Here is a 23457-nt window from a genome sequence, read left to right as displayed (position 1 = left end):
CGGACAACGCCACCGCTGCTTTCAAGCAGCGGTGGCGTTGTTTTTGGTGCCGCCGATAGGGCCGGGTCGATAGGCAGTGTGTTTTTACCACGAAGATACACGAAGGCCACGAAGGTAAAGGCTGCAGGCGCATTTCTTCGTGTTCTTCGTGGTGGGTTCAGCCTTTTCCAAGGCGGAGTCAGGATGCCTGGACGTGCCCTGCATCCGGGTCCTGCCGCGGCGGGGTGGCTGCGTTGTCCTGTCCCGAAGAATCGGCATCGGGTGGCGCCAGGGGGAGCTGGATGCTGAAGGTGGTCCCCCTGCCGGGCTCCGATTCGATGTCGATCTGCCCGCCGTGGTTCTCGACGATGCCGTAGGAGACCGACAGGCCGAGACCGGTGCCCTTGTGCCCCTTGGTGGTGAAGAAGGGGTCGAAGATGCGCTCCAGGTGCTCCGGGGGGATGCCGCATCCGGTATCGCTGATGCGGGTGGTGACAAATTCTCCGTCCGGGTGCAGCCTGGTGGAGATGCTGAGGGTGCCGCCGGTGGGCATGGCCTGGCTGGCGTTGATCAGGATATTCATGAACACCTGCTCGATCTGGTTGGGGTCGACCATGACCTCGGGCAGCGGCCCGCCGTAATTTTGCAGGATTTCGATATCGTGGAAGGCCGGCTGGTGGCGGACCAGGGCCAGGGTTTTTTCCATGATCCGCGTCACCGACTCCAGTTTTTTCTGCGGCACCGATTCGCGGGAGAAGTCGAGCAGCTCGCGCACGATGTTGGCGCAGCGCTGGGTTTCCCGGACGATGATTTCCATGTCGTCCTGCAGCGAAGGGTCGACCCGCTCGTCGTTCTGGATCATCGAAGCGAACATCAGGATGCCGGTCAGCGGGTTGTTGATCTCATGGGCGATGCCGGCCACCAGCTCGCCCAGCGAGGCGAGTTTCTCCGAGCGGACCAGCTTGGACTGGATCTGCTGGATCTGCTGGGTGCGCTCGTCGACCTTGGTCTCCAGGGTGCTGGCCCACAGTTTGAGTTCCTGGCGGGTCGCCTGCAGTTTTCCGGTCATCTCGTTGAACGACCTGGCCAGCTCGCCGAGTTCATCCCGGGCGGGCAGCTCGATGCGGTGATCGAGTTCGCCCCTGGCCAGGTGTTCGGAATGCTCGAGCAGCTTTTTGACCGGCTGATTGACGAACTGCTGGGTGGCCAAAACCAGGCTCAAGATGATCAGCAGCAGCAGCACGAAGGTCAGCACGATGATGTTGTCGCGGTAGGCGCCGGTCTGCAGTTTCATCCCCTCGAGGGAAACGATCACGTCGAGCACGCCGAGGATCTTGGCCTCCCGGGGGTGGACGTGGCAATCGGCGGTATAGCAGGCGGGCTGGTTGTAGATCCCCTTGGCGATACCGAGAACTTCCTTGCCGGCGCGGTCGGAGAAGATGCGGCTGCGGTTCATGGTCGAGGCGTGAGTCAGGGGGGTGTCCTCGGCGTGGCACATGCTGCAGGCTTCGGCGTTCTTGTCGAGCAGGGTGCCGATTTCCGCGTTTTCCGTGGAAAAGTTGATCACCCCGTCCTTGTTGATCAGCCGGATGTGCTCCACGCCGTGCTGGGTGCCGACCTCCTCGATCATCTGGTAGACCCGCTTGCGGTCGTCCTCGAGCATCTGGTAGTGGGTGGTGCGGATGATGGTTTCGCTGAGTTCATCGACGTCATGGATCGCCTCGCGCAGGAAGACGTCCTTGAGGGTCTTGACATTGATAACCGCGAAGGCGACCATGGTCAGCAGCAGAACGCCGCTGGTGACGAGAGTGTATTTGGTGATCAGCTTGAGGCGCACCCCGTTCCCCCCTGGGTCTTTAATCAAATTTGATAAAATTAATCGTATGCGATCTATCGGGGAAAAGCAAGCGCGGTTTTCTCCCGCCCCATCCTCATTCAGGGAAAACTAACGGATTGATTTATTTTTCATTTGGGTTATTATAGCGCGGGCATTATACTTAGGAATCCGCTGGTAAATCGAACAGTTGCCGTTATGGGACGCGGGGTGCGGAGATGCTGGGACTTTTCGGGGAGGGGAACGCCGGGCGGGCAGGGTGCACGGTCAGGTGTAACGGCTTGAATTTCAAATGAAAAAGGGTAGGTGATATGTCTGATTCCTTGCGCAGCATACTTCTGGTGGATGCGGATCGAGTGGCCAGAGAAGGTTTGGCGGTCATGCTTCGCAAACATATCGGGTGCGTTGTGCTGGAAGCGAAAAACCCCACCGAGGCCCTGGATATCCTGGAAAAGCAGGACGTCTGCCTGGTCATCACCGACCTCTTCGGGCCAAAAAAAGAAGGGATCGACCTGCTGCGCAAGATCCCGACGGTCAACCCCCAACTCGCCACTATCGTCAGCGTTCCTTACGGCGACCGCGAGTCGATCGTCGAAGCCCTGAAATACGGGGCCATTTTCTACATCAATTCCCCTTACGATTTCGAAGAGGCGGTCATCGCCACTGCCCGCGGCCTCGAACACCACGAGCTGCTGGTCTATCAGCAGAAGCGCAGCCCCAAGATCAGCAAGCGTGACGGTTTCCACGGTATCATCGGCGAATCCTCCAAGATGAAGCGGATGTTCCGGATTTTGGAGAAGGTTGCCGAGGACGCCAACAGCACCGTGCTCATCCAGGGCGAAAGCGGCACCGGCAAGGAGCTGGTGGCCCGCGCCACCCACGCGCTGAGCCCGCGCCGCGGCAAGAACTTCGTCCCGGTCAACTGTGCGGCGATCCCCGACGAGCTGCTGGAAAGCGAGCTCTTCGGCTACGTCAAGGGCGCCTTTACCGGCGCCAACCAGCCGAAGATGGGACGCATCCAGTACGCCGACGGCGGCACCCTGTTCCTCGACGAGATCGGCGACATGAAGGCCAACCTGCAGGCCAAGCTGCTGCGGGTGATCCAGGAAAAGGAGTTCGAGCCGGTCGGCGGCGTCAAGCCGGTTTCGGTGGATGTGCGCATCGTCGCCGCCACCCACCGAGACCTGGAAAAGGCCGTGGCCGACGGCAGCTTCCGCGAAGACCTCTACTATCGGCTCAGCGTGGTGCCCCTGGGCATTCCGCCGCTGCGCGAGCGCCGCTCGGACATCCCGCTGCTGATCGAGAAGTTCGTGCAGGTCTTCAACCGCGGCAAGCGCCAGATCCTCCGCGGGTTTTCTCCCGAAGCGCTGGCGGCCCTGCAGAGCTACGCCTGGCCGGGCAACGTGCGGGAGTTGGAAAACCTGGTGCAGAGAATGGTGGTCCTGCACGGCGGCGACGGCCTGGTCAGCCTCGCCGACCTGCCCGAGAAATACACCGCCCATGCCGGTGCCGGAATCCTGCCGGAGCCGGAGCAATCTGCGGTGCCGACCCCGGATTTTCATGCCGCGATGGAGGACGGGAATTTCGACTTCAACGTGCTGGTCAGCGACTTCGAGGACCGGCTGATCCTCGAGGCCCTGTCGCGCACCGACGGCAACAAGAAAGAAGCCGCCAAGCTGCTCAACCTCAAACGCACCACGCTGATCGAGAAGATCAAGAAGAAGCAGCTCGACAGCTACCTGCCGCAGCGGCGCAACTGAATTTGCTCGTGGAATGATCTCAGCTTAACCTGCTATTTTCGGACCACGGACCACGGACCACGGACCACGGACCACGGACCACGGACCACGGACCACGGACCACGGACCACGGACCAATAAGAGCCTTTCAGCAGGCGGCCTTCTGGCCGCCTTTGCTGTTGGCGCGCACCTTCTCCAGCAACTCCTCGGCCGACGCCGGGGTCATCAGAATGTCGCAGGCACCGTATTTGATCGCCTGCAGCACCGCGCTGCGGGTCCACTGGGGCCCGGCCACCACCAGCGGCACCTTTTCCCCCACCGCCGATTTGATCTTGATGCTTGCGGCAAAGCCCTGCTCGCCGACTTCCTTCAACACCAGAAACGCCACCTGAACGCTGTACCCGGCCAGCTCCTGGCGCAGATTGTCCTGAACCCCCGCACAGAGCACCTCGCACCCCTGGGCCTCCAGGGGGGCGGCGAATTTTTCCGCCGCGTCCCGGGTCGCTGCGGTGCAAAGGACCACGGCGGCGGTGCCGGCAGCCCCGGCCGATGGCCTGGGGGCACTCCCCGCTGTGGTTTCGAAGGCGGCGCCCCCGGTGGCGGCGCGGGCAGGCGCGGTGCCCGCTGCGGCGGCTTGGGGGGGCGGCTCCCTGCCGGGCGCCTGGCCGGCGGCCTGGACCCCGGGTTTGCTCCGGGTGGCGGCCTGGGCGGGCTGCGCGGCATCCTGCTTTTCGGCGGCCGGGGCAGGGAACTCCAGCCCGAACAGTTCGACCGGGAACAGGGCCTCGAGCTTGCCCAGGGGCTTGCCGTTGAGATTGAGTTGGGTGGCCGATACGTAATAGCCCCCCGAGGGCAGGGAACCACCCCCGGCGGAGCCGGAGACGCCGAGCCGTTGCACCTCGGTTTTCTTGAAATGGATTTTCTTGGCGAAGGCCTCGGCGGCCGCCGTGGTATAGACGCCGGCGATGATGTTGGCAATCTCCCCGAAGGAGTCGGCCAGTTCACCGTCGAAATCCTGATTGGCGATGCGCTCCTGGAGCTCTTCGTCCGGCAGCAGGATCAGCGTGCCGCCGAGCATGATCGCTTCGGGCAGGCCGGTGACCAGGTAGGCGCTCCCTTCCCGGTCGCCCGAGACGTCCATGGTGGTCAGCGCCGCGGCGGGCTTGGCGCCCTGGAACTCTTCGCTGCGGGCAAAGCGCCCGGCGTGGGCGCCGCACTCCAGCTCCTGGCCGAGCAGGCCGCTGACCTCCTCGCCGATGGCCGCCGTGGCCTGGGCCAGGAATTTATCGATAAAGGCTAGTTTGCTCATAACCGTCGGGCATCAGGTGGACAGATGATAACGCAGCTCCACCAGGAACCGGCCGCCGGGGACCTGGAAGGGGACGGTGACCCTGTCCCCCTCGCTTTGGGCGCTCACCGAATAGGATTTGCCGGCGATGGCGGTGGGGATGGAGAGCTCCAGCCGCTTGCCCGCTTCGGCAAAGGCCATTTTCAGGTTGCCGGCCACCATGTTGGCGATTTCGCCGATGGCGTCGCACACCTCATCGGAGTCGCCTTCGCATCCCAGCAGCATGGCGGTGATGGAATGGGCCACCGCCTCGGGGCAGTGGATGCAGAGCATCCCCTTCAGGTCTCCGGAGAGTCCGAGCAGGCCCGACACCGATTGGTTGAAAGAGGATATGCCCTCGGGCAGCGGCTCTTCCGCGGTCAGCGGCAGGCAGATCATGGTTTCGAAGACCACCCTGGTTGCCTCGATAAGATTCTGGCCGAAATTCATGTATTACACCTCTGGTCGAAGGTTGGCTCAACAGGTTGCATTCCAGCCCCCAGCCCGTCTCCGCAAACCCCAGGGCGACCGCCCTCCGGGTCAGAACAGGCTGCTCAGTGTTTCCTGGATCTGGTCGGCGGTGAACGGTTTCTTGATGCTCCCCAGCGCCCCGAGGGACTTGGCTTCGCCGATCACGTCGGCTCCGGCTTCGGTGGTGATCATGACCACCGGGATGTTCTTGAGCAGGCTGATCTCGCCCTTCTGCCGAAGAAACTCCAGCCCGTCCATGTTCGGCATGTTGATGTCGCTGAGGATGACGTCGACTTTCTCTTTGGCCAGCAACTGCAGGGCCTCCTGGCCGTCGCCGGCCTCGAGGATCTGGCCGACGTCGAGGCCGGCCTGACGCAGCGAGCGGGTCACGATCTTGCGCATGGTGCTGGAATCATCGATGATCAGAACTTTCTTTCCCATTCCGGAATTCCTTTCCTTTTCAAAAAGGCGCCCTCACGCGAAGCCGCGAAGGACGCGAAGACAAATAGTCCAACCTGTTCAGTTCCTCTTTATAACCGTCCCCTCTCCCCCAGGGAGAGGGCCAGGGTGAGGGTGGGGTGCATCCAACCGCCGCAACCCGCGCCCATCCATCCCTTCGCGCTCGTCGCGGCTTGGCGTGAGCCGCTGTGGTTTCGCGAGCGGTCGCCATCGGTGAAAAGGCCTGCCCGCCGCTGCGGATCAGAGGTTTTCCAGCGAGGTTTTGAGTTTCTGGAACTCATCGGTGACTTCCAGCAATATGCGGGCCAGATCGTCCTCGTCGATGGCGAAATATTCGCTGTAGCCGGGGTCGAGCCGGTACTGCATGCTGTCACTGCCGGTCCCCTGGCCGCCCATCATGGCCAGGATGTCTCCCAGGTGCACCGCATGGGTCAGGGGCTGCTGGGCCTCTGCCGCCCGCCCGGGGCGGTGATGGTGCAGAATCGGCTCCTGAAGCGAGGGTGGAATCTTCCAGGTTTTGGCCAGCAACTGGCCGACCTGGGCGTGGTCCATTCCCACCAGGGATCGTTCCGCGCTCAGGTAGTCTTCCACGGCCCCTTCATCGAGCTGGTCCAGGATGTTTTTGGTGCTTCCCTGAAGCAGCTCCGAGATGACCGCCTTGCCGATGTCGTGAAGCAACCCCGCGGTAAAGGCGGTGTCCGCGGATAGCTCTCCCCTGGCCCGCTGGGCGATGGCGCGGCTGGCCAGGGCGCAGAACAGGCTGTGATCCCAGAGCGACCCTTTCTCGCTCTCGTACCCCTCGAGCGGCTTATCGTAGAGGGCGGAGAGGTTGGTTGCCAAGGCGGTGCTGACCACGGTGCGGATCCCCAGGTAGGTGACCGCCCGCTCCACCGAGGTGACCTCCTTGAGCAGACCGAAGGCGGCCGAGTTGACCACCCGCAGCAGGCGGGCGGTCAGGGGGGCGTCATGGCGCACGATGTGGATGATCTCGTCCAGGTCCGGGTCTGGCCCGGAGGTGAGCTCCAGGACCTTGAGCGTGCTGGGGGAAAGCATCGGAGCCCGCCGGATGGCCTTCTCGATTTTCATCTGCTTGATCGGGTCGAGCATGTCGCTCCTCCTGCCTAGATTTCCCAGTCCGGCCGCCCGGGGGAGGCCAGGGTCAGTTTGCCGGTGTTGACCGAGAGCGAAACGGTGCGGCTGATGGTGCCGCCCACGTCCTCGCCCACGGTGCGGATGCCCAGCCGGGCAAGGAGGCTCCGCACCGCTTCGAGGTTGCGCCTGCCGATGTTGAAGGTGGCGTTCTGGTCCATGATCGAAGCGCCGCCGGCCAGTTTGGCGTACAGCCCCTGGGGGTTGGTGGCGCCGAGACGGCCCATTTCGCGCAGCAGGTTGGGGATGGCCGAATCGGCGAAATAGCCGGGGCGCTCCTGGGCTCGGGTCGGGTTGACCTTGGAATCGGGCAGGGCCACATGGGCCATGCCGATGGTGCGGGTGCGCGGGTCGAGCAGCACCACCGCCACGCAGGAGCCGAGGGCGAAGGTTTTGATCACCGTGCCCGGCGTGTTGGAGGCTCCAAGGTCGCCGATGCCGAGAATGAGGTTGCTCATTGTCGCTTCTCCCCGGCCAACCTGACCAGGGCCGGGCCGATCTGATCAATGGGGAGCAGCCTCTCGGCGCCACCGCGTTCGTAGGCCACGCGGGGCATGCCGAAGACCACCGAGCTGGCTTCGTCCTGGGCCAGGGTTCGCGCCCCGGTCCGGCGCATCTCCAGCAGGCCGTCGGCGCCGTCGGCGCCCATGCCGGTGAGCACCACGCCGGTGGCCTCCGCTCCCGCCGCGCGGGCTACCGATTGCAGCAGGACGTCCACCGACGGGCAGTGGCCGCTGACCGTCGGCCCGGGGTTGCAGTTGACGATCAGCTGCCCGTCCACCCGCGCCACCCGCATCTGCAGGCCTCCCGGGGCGATCAGCACCTGGCCGGGCACCACGCGATCGCCGGTGCGCGCCTCCTTGACGCTCATGGCGCAGAGCTGGTTGAGGCGATCGGCGAACATCTTGGTGAATCCCGCGGGCATGTGCTGGACGATGACGATCCCCGGCATGTCGGCGGGGAGCCGGGTGATAACGGCCTTGATCGCCTCGGTGCCGCCGGTGGAGGCGCCGATGGCGATCAGCCTGCGGGCGGCATCGGGAAAGCTGGTCGCCGGCTGGCGCCCGAAATGGGCGTAGAGTTGGTCGCGGCGGTCCTTCCAGTGGGAGACATTGGCGGTGGAGGCGATCCTGACCTTGGCCCGCAGTTCACCGAGCATGCTGTTGAGCCCGTTCAGGCCGGTGGTGGGTTTGTGGACGAAATCGACGGCGCCCGCTTCGAGGCAGTCGAGGGTGACCTGCTTGCCCTTTTCGGTCAGCGAACTGACCATCACCACCGGCAAGGGATGCTGCGGCATCAGCCGCCGCAGGAATTTCAGGCCGTCCATTTTCGGCATTTCGACGTCGAGGGTCATGACGTCGGGCTGATAGGCCTGGATGCGGTCGCGGGCCTCGAAGGGGTCAGCGGCCGGGGGGAGAACCTCCAGCGCCGGGTCGAGGGCCAGGCCCTGGGCCAGTACCTGGCGCACCAGCGCCGAGTCGTCGACGATCAGCACGCGGATTTTGCGCTCCATCAGGTGGCCCTCCTCTGGTAGGTCGCCGGCTGCAGGTAGTTGAAGAGGTCCTGGTTGCGGCCGAGGGTTTCCGAGTGGCCGATGAACAGGTAGCCGCCGGGTGCGGTATGCCGGTGGAAGCGCGCGACGAGGCCGTCGCGGGTCGGCTGGTCGAAATAGATCATGACGTTGCGGCAGAAAATGATGTGAAAGGGTTTTTTGAAGGGGAAGACCTGGTTCATCAGGTTGAAGCGCCGGAAAGTGGCCTCGCGGCGCAGCTCATCCCTCACCTCCCAGCTGCCGGGGGCCCGGCGCCGAAAGTAGCGGCTGCGCAGCTGGTCGGGGAGCGAGTCCATCCGTTCGTCGGGATAGATCCCGGCCCGGGCCGTGGTCAGAGCCCGGTGGGAGATGTCGGTGGCCAGCAGCCCCGCCTCCCACCGACCGTAATCCGAACCGAAGAACTCGCGCAGCAGCATCAGCAGCATGTAGGCTTCCTCGCCGCTTGAGCAGCCGGCGCACCAGATGCGCAGATCCCGGCTGCCGGATTTCTCCAGCGCGCCAACCACCGCGGGCAGGGCGGTGTTGCTGAAATATTCGAAGTGGTCTTTTTCCCGGTTGAAAAAGGTGTGGTTGGTCGAGACGCGGTCGACAAGCTGGCCCAGGGCCTCCTCGCTGCGGTCATTGACCAGGTGCTCGTAGTAATCCCGGAAGCCGGCAAACCCCGAGCCCCGGATGAGCTTCTGCAGGCGACTGACCAGCAGCGAGCGCTTCTGCTCGGTGAGGTTGATGCCGAAGCGTTTGTAGATCAATTCGCGCATCAGCTGAAACTCCTGGTCGCTGATGGGCATCAGGTAATCGTTCATTCTACCGTCCCTGGTCTGGAGGTCCCCCAACCACGGGGGGATCAGTACCTGCCGAATTCCTCGTCGTCGAGGGCGATGGCCACCGGCGCCGGGTTCTTGCTCGGTATGGCTTCCTTGAGGGCGCCGCCCCAGGCAAAAGGCGCGGCGGGCGCCGCCTGGGGCTTGGGAGCGGCGCTCGGCTGGCTCGCGCGCAGGGTCTTGGCCAGCTTGAAGCGCACCAGCATCTGCCTCAGGCGTTCCGCCTGCCGGGACAGCTCCTCGGAGGTTGCGGCGCTCTGCTCGGCGTTGGCGGTGGTCTGCTGGGTAACCTGGTCGATTTGACCAAGCCCGTGGTTGCATTCGCCAAGCCCCTGGGCCTGCTCCTTGGTCGCGGTGGCGATTTCGCCGACCAACTGGGTCACCTGGCCGACCCCGGCGACGATCTTCTGCAGGGCGGCGCCGGTCTGGTCGGCGATCTCGGTGCCGCGCGCCATCTTCTGCAGCGAGCCGGCAATCAGCGTTTCGGTCTCCTTGGCCGCCTTGGCGCTGCGGGCGGCCAGGCTGCGCACCTCCTCGGCGACCACCGCGAACCCCTTGCCGTGCTGGCCCGCCCGGGCCGCCTCCACCGCCGCGTTGAGGGCCAGCAGGTTGGTCTGGAAGGCGATCTCGTCGATCACCTTGATGATCTTGGAAATCTCCCGGCTGGCCTGGTTGATCTCGGCCATGGCGCCGGCCATGTTCTGCACGTGAGCGTTGCCCAGTTCAGCGGCCAGCTGCACTTCGCCTGCGAGACGGCTGGCCTGGTCTGCGTTTTCGGCGGTATCGGCGACCTGGCTGGTCATTTCGTTGAGCGAGCTGGATACCTCCTCCAGTGAGGCCGCCGATTCGGTGGCTCCCTGGGAGAGGGACTGGCTGGCGTCGGCCACCTGGGCCGATCCCGATGCGATCTGCTGGCCGGCCTCCTGGATCTGCCCCAACATCTCGCGCAGGTCGACGCCCAGCTTCTGCAGGGCCCCGCGCAGCAGATCTTCACCGTCGCGGGGCACAGCCTTGAAGGTCAGGTCGCCCGCTGCCAGCTGTTGCAGGGGGACCACCACCTCCTGCTGCAGGCTCTCGGCGAAGGCGTCGAGGGTGCGCCCCAGCTGGGCGATCTCGTCGCTGCCGGCCTGGTGCAGGCGCATATCGAGATGGCCGCCTTCGATTTTTTTCAACATCTCCCCGGCCCGGCGCAGGGGCCCGATGATCCCCCGGGCCAGCAGGAAGAAGGCGCTGCCGAGAATCGCCAGGCAGGCCAGGCCCACCACCCAGGTCAGCGTGGCCCCCTGGGCGATGCCGCCGCGCATGGCCTGCTGGGCGGCAGCCACCTCGCCGCGGATCTCGCTGGCGAAGCCGCCGAGTTGCTTGACGCTGGCCTCGCCGTAGCGGTCGATCCGCATGTCGAGGTTGTTGATCTGCTCCCAGGGGGCGCCGCTTTCCACCAACGAGACCAGCTCCAGGCTCGCCGCAGTAATGCCCTCGGTCTCCTTCTGCAAAGCTTCGGCCAGGCGGCGCTCGTTGTCGTTGTCGTTGTCGGCCATCGCGCCGAGCGAACCCGCCGTTTCTCGAAGCCTGGCCGCGGTCGCCTCGATGGTGGTCTGATCCCCTCGGGAGTCGCTGCCGCCTTTGCCGGCATCGATGAACTCCATGACTGCCAGCCGCAGCCGCAGCAGGTCGGTCTCCATGCCGTCGAGAGCGGCGATCTCCTGCGAGCGGCGGTCCAGTTCGGCAAAGGTGGCTTCGATGGCGCTGTTGGTGCGGAAGGAGAGCCCCGAGACGGTGCCCAGGCCGACCAGCACCACCGCCGCCATGACCAGCATTTTCTTACTGATCGTCCAGTTCATGGTTGTGCCTCCAAAGAGATGCTTCGTAGCTTGCGGCAGCGCCTGGCGGGAAGTTCACTCAGGCCGTCTGGGCCAGTTCACCCAGGGCCTGCAGCTCATCGGCGAAGAGCAGGCGGTTGACGTCCAGCAGGATCTTCACCTTGTCCTCGATCTTGCCCATCCCCTGGATGTAACGACCACTCTCGCGGCCGGTGCGGGGTGGCGGCTCGATATTGGCGGCGGGAATCTGGGAGACCTCGTTGACTTTGTCCACCACCAGGCCCACGGCGGTCTCGTCGATTTCGACCACGACGATGCAGGTGCGGTCATCGTACTCCCGCGCCGGCAGGCCGAAGCGCAGCCGCACGTCCATCACCGGAATGACCTTGCCGCGCAGGTTGATGACCCCCTTGACGCAATCGGCCAGGTCGGGCACCTCGGTGATCTTCTGGATGCCGATGATTTCGGTGACGTAGCGGATCTCGATCCCGTAATCCTCGCCGGCAAGGTGGAAGGTGAGAAACTTGCCGTCGAGGGTGTCCTCCTCTTCGGCGGCGAACGCCTCGCGGTCCAGAGTTTTCTCCTTGACTTCGGTCATGCTGATCTCCTTGATTGCTTCGGCCGCGGCCGGATGCGGTTTTCGTGCTTTATGAAATTCTTTCCCGGTTGCCCCGGCTCAGCTGGCCATGGCCTCCCGGGTCCCCTCGGTGGCCTCGACGATGTGGCCGACATCGAGGATCAGGCAGACCTCGCCGTCACCGAGAATGGTGCAGCCCGAGGCCCAGCGGACGTTGCCGATGAAGTTCGAGAGCCCCTTGATGACGGTCTGCTGCTGACCGAGGATTTCGTCCACCAGCAGAGCGATGCCGGTCTCCTGGTATTCGAGCACGATCAGGATGCCGTCTTCGAGCCGCTCCGAGTCCGGGGTTTTTTTCAGGATCTGGTGCAGCCGGGTGATGGGGTAGAAATTGTCCCGCACCCGCACGATCTCCAGGCCGTCGGCGGTGCGGGTGATGGCCTCGGAGAGCGGGCGGAAGGCCTCGCGGATGGCCAGGGTCGGCACGATGCAGCGCGAATCGCCGACCCGCACCATCATTCCGTCTATGATCCCGAGGGTCAGCGGGATGCGCAGGATGAAGCGGCTGCCTTTGCCCGGGGTGCTCTGCAGTTCGATCTTCCCCTTGATCTTTTCGATGTTCTGCTTGACCACGTCCATGCCCACGCCGCGCCCCGACACGTCGGTGACCTTGTCGGCGGTGGAAAAGCCGGGCTGGAAAATCAGGTTGGCCACCGCCTTGTCGGAAAGCTCCGCGCCGTCCCCCTCGATCAGGCCCTTGCTGATCGCCTTGGCGATGATCTTGTCCCGGTTCAGGCCGCGCCCGTCATCCTCCAGGGTGATCCAGACCTCCCCTTCCTCGTGACGGGCCGAAAGCCGGACTTCGCCCTTTTCGGGCTTGCCCGCCGCCCGGCGCTCCTCGGGGGGCTCCAGGCCGTGATCCATGGCGTTGCGCAGCAGGTGGACCAGCGGGTCGGTGATGGTCTCGATGACCGTCTTGTCCAGCTCGGTCTCCTCGCCTGAGAGCTTGAGCTCCACCTTCTTGCCCGATTTGACGGCCAGGTCGTGCACCAGGCGGATCATCCGGCGGAACAGCCCCGACACCGGGATCATGCGGATGATCATGGCGACTTCCTGCAGCTCGCGCACCAGCTTGCTCATCTGCTGCCCGGCGCGGTGGAAGTTCTCCAGCTCGAGCCCTTCAAGGTCGGGGTTGTGGATCAGCATGTTCTCGGCGATGACCATCTCGCCGATCAGGTTGATCAGGCGGTCGAGCTTTTCCAGGTCGACGCGGATGTCCTGGCGCTTGATGGCCCCCTTGCCCGGTGTCCCTGCGCCGTTGGCTCCGGGGTCCTTCCCTGCGGCCCCCGGACCCGGCTGGGCAGCGATGGGCGGCTTGGCCGTAGGGGTGGCGGGGCGCAGGGCAGGGGCCTGGGGAGGCGCTTCCTGCGGGGGGCTTGGTTCGGCGCTGGTGAGCGTATCGTCCGCGGGTGGCAGGTCGGCAAGCCTGGCCAGGTGTTTCTCCAGGTCGTCGATGCGTCCCTCGCCGCCCTGGGAGATGTCAGCCACCGCCACGCGCAGCACGTCGAGCATGTCGAGCAGGGTTTCGGCCAGGGTGCCGCTGCCGGCGCCGCCCGCGTCCCTGGCCTCCTGGAGGAGGGTTTCCATCTGGTGACTGAGCCTTTCCAGGTCCGCCAGGCCGAAGAAACCGCAGTTCCCTTTGAAGCTGTGCATGCTGCGGAACAGCCCGGAGAGCGGTTCCTGGTCGCCCGGCGCCTCGGCCCAGGCGAGCAGCCCCTGCTCGGTGCTTTGCAGCAGTTCGTCGGCTTCCTGGACGAAGCGTTCGGCCATTTCCGGCGATATCTCGAACACGCCACAATTCTCTGCTTCCGGGGCCGGGGCGACGGAGTCCGCCGCGTATTCCGCAGGGGCGGCTGGGGCTCCGGCGTCGAGGATCAGCTGCTGGGCCAGGCGCGCCGCCGCCTTGAGGCGGGCGGTGATGGCCTCGGCCCGCTCGGCCATGCCCTGGTCGTTGAAGTCTGTTTCCACCAGGTCGAGGGCTTCCTTGGCGAAATCGCAGGCCAGGCAGAGAAGCTCGACGTGGGAAGGGTCCATCCGGATTTTTCCCGAGCGGATCAGATCCAGCAGGCTCTCGGCGGCGTGGGCGACGCTGGCGATGTGCCCCAGGTCGAGAAAGCTGGCGCTGCCCTTCATGGAGTGGAACAGCCGGAAGATGGCGTTCATCGTCTCCTGGTTGCCGTTGGTCTTGCGAAAGACCTTGCAGGTCAGGCAATCCTGGGCACAGCTTGCGGCCAGGCAAGTGCCGAGGCCTTCGCCCAGGTAGCCGACATCCAGCCAGCAGGGCTTCTGCAGGTCCTGGCCATGGCGGGGGCAGTCGCTGTTGGTGCAGTCCATGATCTCCCAGCAGTTGCCTCCCTGGCAGCTCTGGCCCAGCTCGATGATGATGGGCTCGAGCTGGTCGATCATGTCCCGGCTCTCCTGGATGAAATCCTGGATGATTTCAATCTGGTCGTCAGAAATGGCGTCGCTCATGATGTCCCCTCGGGTCTTGTCGTCGTCTGCGGGAGCCGGCTGTCGGGTTTCCGAGATCTGCTCCTGGCGGACAACCGTAAGATGCTCGTCATTTGGTTTCAAATTTCGCACCAGTTTTGCTCCGTTGGACGGATTTATCTTTGCGAAAAAATGAAACGCTCCGAGGACCGGGAGCAAGCCGGCGAATTTCCTTGGCCGATTCGCCTGGTGGCGGCCAGTACGCCACGGGTGGTTCCCCTGGCGTCGTTGCGGGGAGGATAGGGCGAGTTGGGCGGCTGGTCAAAAAAATGACAACACCTTTCATGGAGGGCCAAGTTGTCGAAAATAATATGCAATTGGGAACTGAGCCCCTTGGCACGATACTGGCAAAATTTATTTCCCAGTTATTTATTCTTCTGCAACGGAATCTTGCCATGTGTCGTACCCTTACCACTTTACTGCTGCTGGCCCTTGCGCTGCCTGCCCATGGGGGAGGAGCCGAGCTGATTCGTATCGACAAGCAGGAGCAGCTCGGCACCACCCGGATGGTCCTGGAGCTTTCGGCCCTGCCGGCGCACCGCATCGAGGCCTCGGGCCAACGTGTCGACCTGTTTCTGACCGGGGTTCAGGCCGAGGCCCTGGGGGCGCCGCTGCCGGAAAACGGGCAGATCATTCGCATTCTGGCGGCCCGCAAGGGGCCGGACCTGATGGTCTCCTTTCTGCTGCGTACCCCGCCCAGGGCGGTCAAGGTCTTGACCAGGCCGCAACCCGCCGCGGTCATGCTCGATCTGGTCTGGGACGAGGCCGGCGCCAAGGTCCGCCCGGCGATCGCCGCCGCCGTCCCGGGCATGCCTCAGATCCGTAGTGACCAGGGGGCGCTGACCCTGGGGGGCGGCTCCTCCTACAGCGGGCGTTGGGAGAGTTTCTTCGAAACCTACGATCCCGGCCTGAAGGTCGCCGTTGCCCTGCGCTACTCGCTTCCCGCGCTGCCGCAGCTGGTTTACGACCCCCTGCATGCCGGCCCGGAGGGGCAGACGCTCAAGGAGGGGCTGGGGCTTTGCCAGCAGGGCGATTGGAGCGCCGGGCTGGCGCTGCTCAGGCGCCTCTCGGCCAGCTCCCTGCAAGGGGTCGATCGCGAGGCCCTGCGGCTGTTTCGCGGGGAGGCCCTGGCACGCACCGGCAACCCGGCCGGCGCCGAGGGGGAGCTGGTGCAGCTGCTGAGCGAAGCGCCCGAGTCGGCGCTGCGGATCCGCGCCGGTTACCTGCTGGCCTGGGCCAAGGCCGCAGCGGGAAGACCCTTCGAGGGGAGCTTCGAGCTGAGCACGCTGAGCCGGGGCGGGGCGGCCTATCACCCCTACAACGTCCTGGCGGACCTGCTGCAGGCCGAGATCTTGCTTGGCGCCGGCAGCGCCGACAAGGCCCTGGGGGTATTGCAGGCCAAGCGGGAGTCTGCCGGAGCAGAGCTGGGGCAGTTGCTGGCGCTGCGGCGGGCCGACGCCCTGGTCGGCCTGGAGCGCCATGGCGAAGCCCTGGCCCTTTACCGCAGAAGTGAGCTGGCCGAGGAGTTCTGGCTGGCGCGCCCCTATTCCCTGGGCTGCTACGCCCAGGCCCTGGAGCGAGCCGGCGATTATCCGGCCGCGGCCGTTCGCTTCGGGCGGCTGGCCGAGCTGCTCAAGGGAGTGGCCGGCGCCGACCTGGCCGGGTATGCCGAGGGGCTCAGCACCCTGCGGGCGGGGCACCGGGAGCGGGCCCTGGAGATCTTCCAGCGGGTCCGTGAGACCCACGGCGAGCGCGAAGGAGGTTTCCGGGCCTGGCTGAAGATGACCGATCTGGCGGTTCTCGCCGGCTCGGCGGCCGGCGGCCCGGGCGTGCTCAGCCAGTATGCCGAAATCGCCCGCTCCGCCCCGAGCCGCCAGCTGCGCGAGGAAGCCCTGTTCAAGCAGTCCCTGGTGCGCAAGCTCGCCGGCGACCTTGCCGGGTGCGTGGCGGACATGGAAAGTTTTCTGCGCCAGTTCGCCGGCAGTTCCCTCTACCGGCACGGCCAGGCGCTGCTGGCCGAGGTGGTCCCGCCGCTGGTCGAGGAGTTGATCGGCCGGGGTGACGAGATCGGCGCCCTGGTGCTGGTGGAGAGGCACCGGGACCTGCTGGTTTCCGGCCTGGTCCGCCCCGGGTTCCTCCTTACCCTCGGCCAGTCCTTCGAGCGGATGGGGCTGCTGGATCGCGCCGCCCGGGTGTTTCAGTTCATGCTGGATGGCTTCCGGGGACAGCCGCAGGAGCAGGAATGTTACCTGCCGGTGATCCGGGTGCTGGTCGCCCAGCAGGACTTTTCTGGCGCAGTCGCCGCCGCCGCGACCTACTTCGAGCGCTTCCCCCAGGGGGAGGCGCGCAACGAGGTTTTCGCCCTGCAGCTGCAGGCGCTGCTGGCCAGCGGGCGGCTGGAGGAGGCTGCCAAAATTTTGACCTTGTCCGGGCGCCCCGTCAGCCCGGAGATCGAGCTGCTGGCCGGGAAGATATTCTGGGCCCGCGAGAACTACCCCCAGGCCGGCGCGGTGCTGGCCGGGGCCGATGCCCCCGGCTCCGACCAGGACCCGCCCACGGCGCTGATGCTGCGCGCCGAGTCGCTTTACCGCTCGGGCCAGGGCGACCAGGCCCTGCCGCTTTACGAGCAGTTGGCCGCCGGCGGCCCCTGCGTCGACCAGGCCCTGTTCCGCTGTGCGCAGATCCGGCTCGCCACAGGCCAGCGGGAGATGGCCCTTAATCTTTTGCGCCGCCTGGCCGAAAAAGAAGAAAACACCCCCTGGCAGAGGGCGGGGGCAGAGTTCTTGCAACTGGAGCAGCAGGCGGGGCTTCGGGATTAAAACCTGCGGGAAGATGGCCTCACGCGAAGACGCGGAGAAAAGCCTGAAAAACACCCCCTTCAGTGGGGGGGGCATCTCGCCAGCCGCATTTCTATGCTGCTTCGCATGTCGATGGTCGTTTCAGGATGAACAGGACGCCGCCAACCGGCGGCGGGAGGGAAGATAGATGCCAGTGACGGGACTTTTCGATCGCACCTTCGGTCTGCTGGAAAAGGTGCTGGACCTGCGCCTGCAGAACCAGAAGGTGATCAGCTCGAACATCGCCAACGCCGATACCCCGGGCTATGCCCCGGCCCGGCTCGAGTTCGAGGAGGGGTTGCAGCGCTACATGGCCCAGGGGCCGCAGGTCATGGCCCGCACCGATGCCGCGCACCTGGCCCCCGGCGGCGCCGTGGAGGCGCGGGTGGTTCGCGAACGCGGCCTTTCCGCGGTGGGCGACGGCAACGGCGTCGAGCTCGAGCGCGAGATGCTCGACCTGGCCGAAAACCAGATCCTCTACGAGGCGACCACCCAGATGATCAACAAGAAGCTTGGCCTGCTCAAGTACGTGGCCCAGGACGGGCGGTAACGGCAGTGACGAGTGATCAGTGATGAGTGATGGGTAAAAACTGTGAGGAGTTAGGAGTAAGGAGTGAGGAGGAAAGCCCTTACTCTTACAAGGAGTAACAATTATGGATCTGTTCGATAGTTTCAAGATCGCCTCTTCGGCCATGAAGGCGCAGCGCATCCGCCTCAACACCATCAGCTCGAACCTGGCCAATATCGAGACCACCCGCACCCCGGAAGGGGGGCCCTACCGTAAGCGCGCGGTGGTGTTCCAGTCCTCCGAGACCCCCTTCGGCCAGCAGTTGGAACAGAGCTTGAAAGGCGCCGAGCAGGGGGTGGAGGTGACCGCCATCCAGGTCAGCCAGGAGCCGCCGAAGATGGTGCACAACCCTTCGCACCCCGATGCCGACGAACAGGGCTTCGTCGCCATGCCCAACATCAACCTGCTCGAGGAGATGGCGGACATGACCAGCGCCACGCGGGCCTACGAGGCCAACGTCACGGTGATCAAATCGGCCAAGCGCATGGCCCTCAAAGCCCTCGAAATAGGGAGTTAGGCTGAGACATGAAAGACATCACCCTGGTATCCCAGCTGCAGTCGCTGCAGAGTTCCCGCCCCGAGGCGGCGCCCAAGGCCGCCGCCGGCTTCGCCGAGGCTCTCGGCCAGGCCATCCAGGATGTCAACCGCCAGCAGGTCGAGGCCGACCAGGCGGTGCAGAAGCTGCAGACCGGCGGCGCGGAAAACCTGCACGAAGTCATGATCGCCATGGAAAAGGCCGACATCTCGTTGCGCCTGACGGTGCAGATGCGCAACAAGATCGTCGACGCCTACCAGGAAATCATGCGCATGCAGGTCTGATGCGCCGTAAGGCGTAAGGCGTGAGGCGTGAGGGGTAAAATCTTCAAGCCCGGCCAATGACGCCTTGCCCATTACGCATTACGTATTACGAATTACGACGCCTGGAACATCAGGAGGTTAGCCGACCATGGCCGAAGAAACCCGCAAATCCCTCATCACCACCATCAATGGCTGGCCGCGTTCGCGCAAGCTGACCATGGCCGTGGCGGCCCTGGCCAGTGTCGCCATCTTCGCCGTGATCATCCTGCAGGCGCAGGTGGCCGACTACAAGCTGCTCTTCGCCAACCTCGGCAGCAGCGACGCCTCCTCGGTGGTGGGCTGGCTCAAGGAGCGCAAGATCCCCTATCGGCTCGAGGACGAGGGCAAGGCCATCTACATCCCCGCCGACCAGGTTCACGAGACCCGGCTCGAGCTGGCCGGGGCCGGACTTCCCCAGGGGGGCGGGGTCGGCTTCGAGGTGTTCGACAAGCAGAGCTTCGGCATGACCGACTTTGCCCAGAAGATCAACTACCAGCGGGCGCTGCAGGGGGAACTGGCCCGCACCATCGCCTCGCTGGCCCCGGTGGAGGGGGCCCGGGTGCATCTGGCGCTGGCCGAAAAGCGTCTGTTTCGCGAGCAGCAGAAGGACTCCACCGCCTCGGTCATCCTCAAGCTCGCCCCGGGCGCTTCGCTCAAGGAGAGCCAGATCCAGGGGATCATCCACCTGGTGGCGGGCAGCATCGAGGGGATCGAGGCCGACAAGGTCACGGTGGTCGACGCCACCGGGCGCATCCTCTCCCAGCCGCCCCGCGACGAGCTGGCCGGGCCGATGACCCCCGGCATGCTCGACCACCAGCAGACTCTCGAGCGGCGCCTCGAGGGCCGCGCCCAGGCCCTGCTCGACCGGGCCCTGGGACCGGGCAGCGCCCTGGTCAAGGTGACCGCCAACCTCGATTTCACCCAGCAGGAGCAGACCGAAGAGAAGTACGACCCCGAAGGTTCGGTGGTGCGCAGCGAACAGAGCGCCCAGGAGAAAGGGGCGAGCTCGGTGGCCGGCGGCATCCCCGGGGCCCAGTCCAACCTGCCCGACGGCCAGGGCGGGGCCACCACCACCCAGAACCCCTCGAGCCGCAACGAGGAGACGGTCAACTACGAGGTCAGCAAGGTGGTCAGCCGCAAGGTGTTTCAGGTCGGCACCATCAAGCAGCTCTCGGTGGCGGTGCTGATCGCCGACAAGGTGGCCCCCGGGGCGCCGGGCGAGCCGCCGGTGACCACCCCGCGCAACGAAAAGGAGCTGCAGTCCATCGAGGAGCTGGTGCGCAACGCCATCGGCCTCGACGCCGGCCGCGGCGACCAAATCACCGTCAACTCCATGCCCTTCGAGAACATCTTCAGCGCCGAGCCGATTCCCGAGGTCTCCGGGGTCGATGATCTTTACTCGTACCTGCCCTTCGTCAAATACGGCCTGCTGGTGGTCGCCGGGCTGCTGCTCTACTTCCTGCTGGCCCGGCCGATGCTGAGGACCCTGCAGCGCGAGGCCCAGGTGGTCACCCCGATGAAGACCGTCGGCGAACTGGAAATGGAACTCAACGGCGAGGCGCCCGAGGAGGATACCAAGGCCCTGGCCAACCCCAATCTGGACCTGGGCAAGCGGCTGCGCAAGCAGGCGATCCAGGAGCGGGCGCCCTACGCCCAGATCATCAAACGCTGGCTGAGGGAGGGCTGAGTCCGCCGTGGAAATCAAGCACCTTTCCCGCCTCTCCGGGGTTGAAAAAGCCGCCATCTTCCTGCTCTGCCTGGGCGAGGAAGCCGCCGCCAAGGTCTTCGAGGAGCTCGACGACAACGAGGTGCGCAAGATCAGCCGCTGCATGATGGGGATGGACCATGTGCCGGCGGACATCGCCAAACAGGTCATCGAGCTGTTCGAAAAGGCCCAGAAGGACCACGCCGGGCTGTTCGTGCGCGGCGAGGAATTCGTCAAAAAGGCGATCTCCAGCGGCGAGAACCAGTCGCGCCGCGAAATGCTCATGGAGCAGCTCGCCGCCGGGGTCAGTTTCCGCCCCCTGGAGACCATCGCCCTGATGGAGGCGCGCATGGTCTCGGGCATTCTCGAGCGCGAGCATCCGCAGACCGTGGCCCTGGTGCTCTCGACCCAGACCCCCGAGCATACCAGCAAGATCATCGAGGGGTTCCCCGAGGAGTTTCGCGCCGAGGTCATGTACCGCATGGCGCGCATCGAGAAGGTCTCGCCCGAGGTCATCATTCAAATCGAGGAGTCGCTGCGCCGCGAGATCGGCGTGGTGGTCAGCCGCGAGCACCAGCAGGTGGGCGGCATCGACAAGGTGGTCGACATCCTCGGCCGCATGCCCAAGGGCAAGGACCGGGCGATCCTCTCGGCTATGGAAGAGACCGACCCGGACATGGCCGAGGCGATCCGCCGCAAGCTCTTCGCTTTCGACGACCTGGTGCACATCGACAGCCGCGGCCTGCAGGCGGTGCTGCGCGAGATCAACAACGACACCCTGGTGCTGGCCCTCAAGTCGGCATCCAAGGCGCTCAAGACCAAGATTTTCGAAAACATTTCCCAGCGCGCCGCCGACATGATCCAGGAGGACCTGGAGGCCATGGGCCCGGTGCGGGTGGCGGACGTCGAGGCGGCCCAGCAGGAGATCATTCAGGTCGCCCTGGGGCTGGAGGAGGAGGGACGCCTGGTGATCCCGGGCCGAGGAGTGACCGATGTCATTGTCTAGGGTACTCAAGGGCGCTGCGGTCGAGGGGCTGCAGACCCTGCGCTTTGTCGACTTCGACGGCGAAGGGGCCGGCAGCGGCGGCATGGAGCCCGCCGACGAGGAGTTTCAGCCGGCAGCCATAGGCCGGCCCGCAACCGGCGTTGCCCCGCAGGGGGCTCGGCCGGACCCGCAGCCGGTGGCGGCGCCCAACTTGGAGCGGGAGAAGGAGGAGGCCTTCGCTCGCGGCCGCCAGGAGGGGATCCAGCAGACCGAGACCCGCCTCGGCGAGACCGTCAAGGCCTTTGCCGCGGGTCTCGAGTCGATCCACCGGCTGCGCGAGTCGATCCTGAAGAACAGCACCGACGACATGCTGCGGCTGGTCATGGCCATCGCCGAGCAGGTGGTCTCCTGCGAAATCGCCACCAACCCGGAAATCGTCTTTCACACCCTGCAGAAGGCCCTGCATGCCGCGGTGCGCTCCGACGCCTTCCACGTGCGGGTCAACCCCGCCGACTTCGCCCTGGTGCAGGAGAAAAAACCCCTGCTGCTGGCCGGAATCAGCGGCCTGAAGAACATCACCTTCGAGGCCGACGCCAGCGTCTCCCGGGGCGGCTGCCTGGTCGAGTCGGAGCTCGGCGAGGTCGACGCCAGCATCGAGAGCCAGCTCGAGGAGATCCGCCAGAAGACCCTGGCGGCGGCCGCAGGCGAATAAGCCTGAAAAAAGCATTTGGCCACGGATCAAATCTGATCGAATCGGATTTTCACGGCCTTATCTGGATTCTGATCGAAACCTGGAAGATTATGCCCTGCAAAAATCTATGTCTTTGATTTATCCGATGTTATTCGGTCTTATCCGTGGCTGATTGAGGTTTTTAGGAAAAATGGACGCTTTGGTCAATCAGATCCGCGGCCTCAACACCCTGCGGGTGCGCGGCAAGGTCACCAACATCGTCGGCCTGGTGGTGGAGGGGCACTGCCCCTCGGCCTCGGTGGGGACGCTCTGCGAGCTGATCCCCAAGGACGGCGCCGCGCCGGTACCGGCCGAAGTGGTCGGCTTCCGCGATTCGCGGGCGCTGCTGATGCCCCTGGGCGAGCTGCGCGGGCTCGGCCCGGGGAGCCTGATCCGGGTGCTGCGCGACCGGGCCACCCTCAGGGTTGGCGACGCCCTGCTCGGGCGGGTGGTGGACGCCATGGGCAACGCCATCGACCGCTCCGGCTGCCCCTCCCTCGACCGCGAGATGCCCCTCTACGCCCTGCCGGCGGGGCCGCTGGAACGCGACAAGATCACCCAGCCCCTCGATCTGGGGGTGCGGGCCATCAACTCCATGCTCACCTGTGGGGTGGGGCAGCGCATGGGGATCATGGCCGGCTCGGGGGTCGGCAAGAGCGTGCTGCTCGGCATGATGGCCCGCCATGCGCGGGCCGACGTCAATATCATCGCCCTGATCGGCGAACGCGGCCGCGAGGTGCGCGAGTTCATCGAGCGCGATCTCGGCGAAGAGGGGCTGGCCCGTTCGGTGGTGGTGGTCGCCACCAGCGACCAGTCGCCGCTTTTGCGCATGCGCGGGGCCTTCGTCGCCACCACCATCGCCGAGCATTTCTGCTCCCAGGGCAAGAGCGTGCTGCTGATGATGGACTCGGCGACCCGCTTCGCCATGGCCATGCGCGAGGTCGGGCTGGCCATCGGCGAGCCGCCCACCACCAAGGGGTACACCCCCTCGGTGTTCGCCACCTTGCCCAAGCTGCTCGAGCGGGCCGGCAACTTCCGCGGCCAGGGGAGCATCACCGGCCTCTACACGGTGCTGGTGGACGGCGACGACATGAACGAGCCGATCGCCGACGCGGTGCGTTCGATCCTCGACGGGCACATCGTGCTCTCGCGGGCCCTGGCGGCGAAGAATCACTACCCGGCCATCGACATCCTGACCTCGGCCAGCCGCGTCATGCGCGACATCGTTCCCGCCGAGCACATGCGGCTCGCCGGGCGCCTGCGCGAAGTGCTGGCCACCTACCGCGAAGCCGAAGACCTGGTCAACATCGGCGCCTATGCCGCCGGGAGCAACCCCCGCATCGATCACGCCCTGAAGCGGATCGAGGCGGTCAACGATTTTCTGCGCCAGGAGATGGACCAGTGGGTCGACATGCAGGGCGCCCTCGATGGCCTGAGCGCCCTCGGCCTCGGCTGAACATCCAGGCTCCCCTGCCGTCCCGCGACCTGCCTGCCCCTTCCTCCTGACCATCCGCCCA

Annotated in this window: 20 protein-coding genes; 9 read left to right on the top strand and 11 right to left on the bottom strand. The window is 65.3% G+C overall.

Annotated elements, in window-relative coordinates:
• Nucleotides 1-178: 178 nt before the first annotated feature.
• Nucleotides 179-1816 (bottom strand): sensor histidine kinase, encoded by a 1638-nt coding sequence (locus DESUT3_RS18835; protein WP_221250040.1) that lies wholly within the window; start codon nucleotides 1814-1816, stop codon nucleotides 179-181.
• Between the two features lie 308 nt (nucleotides 1817-2124).
• Here DESUT3_RS18835 and DESUT3_RS18830 point away from each other — a divergent pair, with 308 nt between their 5' ends.
• A complete protein-coding gene (locus tag DESUT3_RS18830) occupies nucleotides 2125-3573 on the top strand; it encodes a sigma-54-dependent transcriptional regulator (protein WP_221250039.1) in 1449 nt (482 codons plus the stop codon).
• A 127-nt stretch (nucleotides 3574-3700) separates the two neighbouring features.
• Here DESUT3_RS18830 and DESUT3_RS18825 read toward each other — a convergent pair whose 3' ends face one another.
• The 10 genes from DESUT3_RS18825 to DESUT3_RS18780 all read right to left on the bottom strand — a co-directional run bounded on the left by DESUT3_RS18825 (nucleotide 3701) and on the right by DESUT3_RS18780 (nucleotide 14362).
• Nucleotides 3701-4861, bottom strand: coding sequence for a chemotaxis protein CheX (locus DESUT3_RS18825; RefSeq protein ID WP_221250038.1), 1161 nt, complete (start codon nucleotides 4859-4861; stop codon nucleotides 3701-3703).
• A gap of 12 nt (nucleotides 4862-4873) precedes the next feature.
• Entirely contained in the window at nucleotides 4874-5329 is a 456-nt protein-coding gene (locus DESUT3_RS18820) for a chemotaxis protein CheX (protein ID WP_221250037.1), read from the bottom strand.
• A gap of 90 nt (nucleotides 5330-5419) precedes the next feature.
• Entirely contained in the window at nucleotides 5420-5791 is a 372-nt protein-coding gene (locus DESUT3_RS18815; protein ID WP_221250036.1) for a response regulator, read from the bottom strand.
• A 258-nt stretch (nucleotides 5792-6049) separates the two neighbouring features.
• Nucleotides 6050-6916 carry an HDOD domain-containing protein gene (locus tag DESUT3_RS18810; protein ID WP_221250035.1) on the bottom strand — a complete coding sequence of 289 codons (867 nt, stop codon included), beginning with the start codon at nucleotides 6914-6916 and terminating at the stop codon, nucleotides 6050-6052.
• 14 nt (nucleotides 6917-6930) lie between these two features.
• On the bottom strand, nucleotides 6931-7416 hold the full coding sequence (locus DESUT3_RS18805; protein ID WP_221250034.1) for a chemotaxis protein CheD: 486 nt from the start codon (nucleotides 7414-7416) through the stop codon (nucleotides 6931-6933).
• Nucleotides 7413-8471, bottom strand: a complete 1059-nt coding sequence (locus tag DESUT3_RS18800) for a protein-glutamate methylesterase/protein-glutamine glutaminase (protein ID WP_221250033.1) — start codon at nucleotides 8469-8471, stop codon at nucleotides 7413-7415. Before DESUT3_RS18800 ends, DESUT3_RS18805 begins: the two co-directional genes overlap by 4 nt.
• Nucleotides 8471-9313: a CheR family methyltransferase gene (locus DESUT3_RS18795; protein ID WP_221250032.1), complete on the bottom strand. Its 843-nt coding sequence runs from the start codon at nucleotides 9311-9313 to the stop codon at nucleotides 8471-8473. The genes DESUT3_RS18800 and DESUT3_RS18795 overlap by 1 nt, the downstream gene beginning before the upstream one ends.
• A 41-nt stretch (nucleotides 9314-9354) precedes the next feature.
• Nucleotides 9355-11172 carry a methyl-accepting chemotaxis protein gene (locus DESUT3_RS18790; protein ID WP_221250031.1) on the bottom strand — a complete coding sequence of 606 codons (1818 nt, stop codon included), beginning with the start codon at nucleotides 11170-11172 and terminating at the stop codon, nucleotides 9355-9357.
• Nucleotides 11173-11230: 58 nt separating this feature from the next.
• On the bottom strand, nucleotides 11231-11749 hold the full coding sequence (locus DESUT3_RS18785) for a chemotaxis protein CheW (RefSeq protein ID WP_221250030.1): 519 nt from the start codon (nucleotides 11747-11749) through the stop codon (nucleotides 11231-11233).
• A 78-nt stretch (nucleotides 11750-11827) separates the two neighbouring features.
• Complete coding sequence (locus DESUT3_RS18780; RefSeq protein ID WP_225911562.1) at nucleotides 11828-14362, bottom strand: chemotaxis protein CheA; 2535 nt, start codon at nucleotides 14360-14362, stop codon at nucleotides 11828-11830.
• 311 nt (nucleotides 14363-14673) lie between these two features.
• Here DESUT3_RS18780 and DESUT3_RS18775 point away from each other — a divergent pair, with 311 nt between their 5' ends.
• The 8 genes from DESUT3_RS18775 to DESUT3_RS18740 all read left to right on the top strand — a co-directional run bounded on the left by DESUT3_RS18775 (nucleotide 14674) and on the right by DESUT3_RS18740 (nucleotide 23396).
• On the top strand, nucleotides 14674-17097 hold the full coding sequence (locus DESUT3_RS18775; RefSeq protein WP_221250029.1) for a tetratricopeptide repeat protein: 2424 nt from the start codon (nucleotides 14674-14676) through the stop codon (nucleotides 17095-17097).
• Between the two features lie 166 nt (nucleotides 17098-17263).
• Nucleotides 17264-17665, top strand: coding sequence for a flagellar basal body rod protein FlgB (gene flgB, locus DESUT3_RS18770; protein WP_221250028.1), 402 nt, complete (start codon nucleotides 17264-17266; stop codon nucleotides 17663-17665).
• A gap of 103 nt (nucleotides 17666-17768) precedes the next feature.
• Nucleotides 17769-18200 (top strand): flagellar basal body rod protein FlgC, encoded by a 432-nt coding sequence (gene flgC / locus DESUT3_RS18765; RefSeq protein WP_221250027.1) that lies wholly within the window; start codon nucleotides 17769-17771, stop codon nucleotides 18198-18200.
• Nucleotides 18201-18208: 8 nt separating this feature from the next.
• Nucleotides 18209-18502: a flagellar hook-basal body complex protein FliE gene (gene fliE / locus DESUT3_RS18760; protein ID WP_221250026.1), complete on the top strand. Its 294-nt coding sequence runs from the start codon at nucleotides 18209-18211 to the stop codon at nucleotides 18500-18502.
• Nucleotides 18503-18629: 127 nt separating this feature from the next.
• Nucleotides 18630-20207 (top strand): flagellar basal-body MS-ring/collar protein FliF, encoded by a 1578-nt coding sequence (gene fliF / locus DESUT3_RS18755; protein WP_221250025.1) that lies wholly within the window; start codon nucleotides 18630-18632, stop codon nucleotides 20205-20207.
• 7 nt (nucleotides 20208-20214) lie between these two features.
• On the top strand, nucleotides 20215-21231 hold the full coding sequence (fliG, locus tag DESUT3_RS18750; protein ID WP_221250024.1) for a flagellar motor switch protein FliG: 1017 nt from the start codon (nucleotides 20215-20217) through the stop codon (nucleotides 21229-21231).
• Nucleotides 21218-21922 carry a FliH/SctL family protein gene (locus tag DESUT3_RS18745; protein WP_221250023.1) on the top strand — a complete coding sequence of 235 codons (705 nt, stop codon included), beginning with the start codon at nucleotides 21218-21220 and terminating at the stop codon, nucleotides 21920-21922. Before fliG ends, DESUT3_RS18745 begins: the two co-directional genes overlap by 14 nt.
• Before the next feature lie 169 nt (nucleotides 21923-22091).
• Nucleotides 22092-23396, top strand: coding sequence for a FliI/YscN family ATPase (locus tag DESUT3_RS18740; RefSeq protein WP_221250022.1), 1305 nt, complete (start codon nucleotides 22092-22094; stop codon nucleotides 23394-23396).
• Nucleotides 23397-23457 lie beyond the last annotated feature (61 nt).

Source organism: Desulfuromonas versatilis (assembly GCF_019704135.1).
Taxonomy (GTDB): Bacteria; Desulfobacterota; Desulfuromonadia; order Desulfuromonadales; family NIT-T3; genus Desulfuromonas_A; species Desulfuromonas_A versatilis.
This window is presented reverse-complemented; position numbering and strand designations above follow the sequence as displayed.

Bases quoted from the DNA above. Each gene is read 5' to 3' on its own strand.
- DESUT3_RS18830 (WP_221250039.1), top strand. From the start codon at position 2,125: ATGTCTGATTCCTTGCGCAGCATACTTCTGGTGGATGCGGATCGAGTG.
- DESUT3_RS18825 (WP_221250038.1), bottom strand. From the start codon at position 4,861: ATGAGCAAACTAGCCTTTATCGATAAATTCCTGGCCCAGGCCACGGCG.
- DESUT3_RS18820 (WP_221250037.1), bottom strand. From the start codon at position 5,329: ATGAATTTCGGCCAGAATCTTATCGAGGCAACCAGGGTGGTCTTCGAA.
- DESUT3_RS18815 (WP_221250036.1), bottom strand. From the start codon at position 5,791: ATGGGAAAGAAAGTTCTGATCATCGATGATTCCAGCACCATGCGCAAG.
- DESUT3_RS18810 (WP_221250035.1), bottom strand. From the start codon at position 6,916: ATGCTCGACCCGATCAAGCAGATGAAAATCGAGAAGGCCATCCGGCGG.
- DESUT3_RS18805 (WP_221250034.1), bottom strand. From the start codon at position 7,416: ATGAGCAACCTCATTCTCGGCATCGGCGACCTTGGAGCCTCCAACACG.
- DESUT3_RS18800 (WP_221250033.1), bottom strand. From the start codon at position 8,471: ATGGAGCGCAAAATCCGCGTGCTGATCGTCGACGACTCGGCGCTGGTG.
- DESUT3_RS18795 (WP_221250032.1), bottom strand. From the start codon at position 9,313: ATGAACGATTACCTGATGCCCATCAGCGACCAGGAGTTTCAGCTGATG.
- DESUT3_RS18790 (WP_221250031.1), bottom strand. From the start codon at position 11,172: ATGAACTGGACGATCAGTAAGAAAATGCTGGTCATGGCGGCGGTGGTG.
- DESUT3_RS18785 (WP_221250030.1), bottom strand. From the start codon at position 11,749: ATGACCGAAGTCAAGGAGAAAACTCTGGACCGCGAGGCGTTCGCCGCC.
- DESUT3_RS18775 (WP_221250029.1), top strand. From the start codon at position 14,674: ATGTGTCGTACCCTTACCACTTTACTGCTGCTGGCCCTTGCGCTGCCT.
- flgB (WP_221250028.1), top strand. From the start codon at position 17,264: ATGCCAGTGACGGGACTTTTCGATCGCACCTTCGGTCTGCTGGAAAAG.
- flgC (WP_221250027.1), top strand. From the start codon at position 17,769: ATGGATCTGTTCGATAGTTTCAAGATCGCCTCTTCGGCCATGAAGGCG.
- fliE (WP_221250026.1), top strand. From the start codon at position 18,209: ATGAAAGACATCACCCTGGTATCCCAGCTGCAGTCGCTGCAGAGTTCC.
- fliF (WP_221250025.1), top strand. From the start codon at position 18,630: ATGGCCGAAGAAACCCGCAAATCCCTCATCACCACCATCAATGGCTGG.
- DESUT3_RS18745 (WP_221250023.1), top strand. From the start codon at position 21,218: ATGTCATTGTCTAGGGTACTCAAGGGCGCTGCGGTCGAGGGGCTGCAG.
- DESUT3_RS18740 (WP_221250022.1), top strand. From the start codon at position 22,092: ATGGACGCTTTGGTCAATCAGATCCGCGGCCTCAACACCCTGCGGGTG.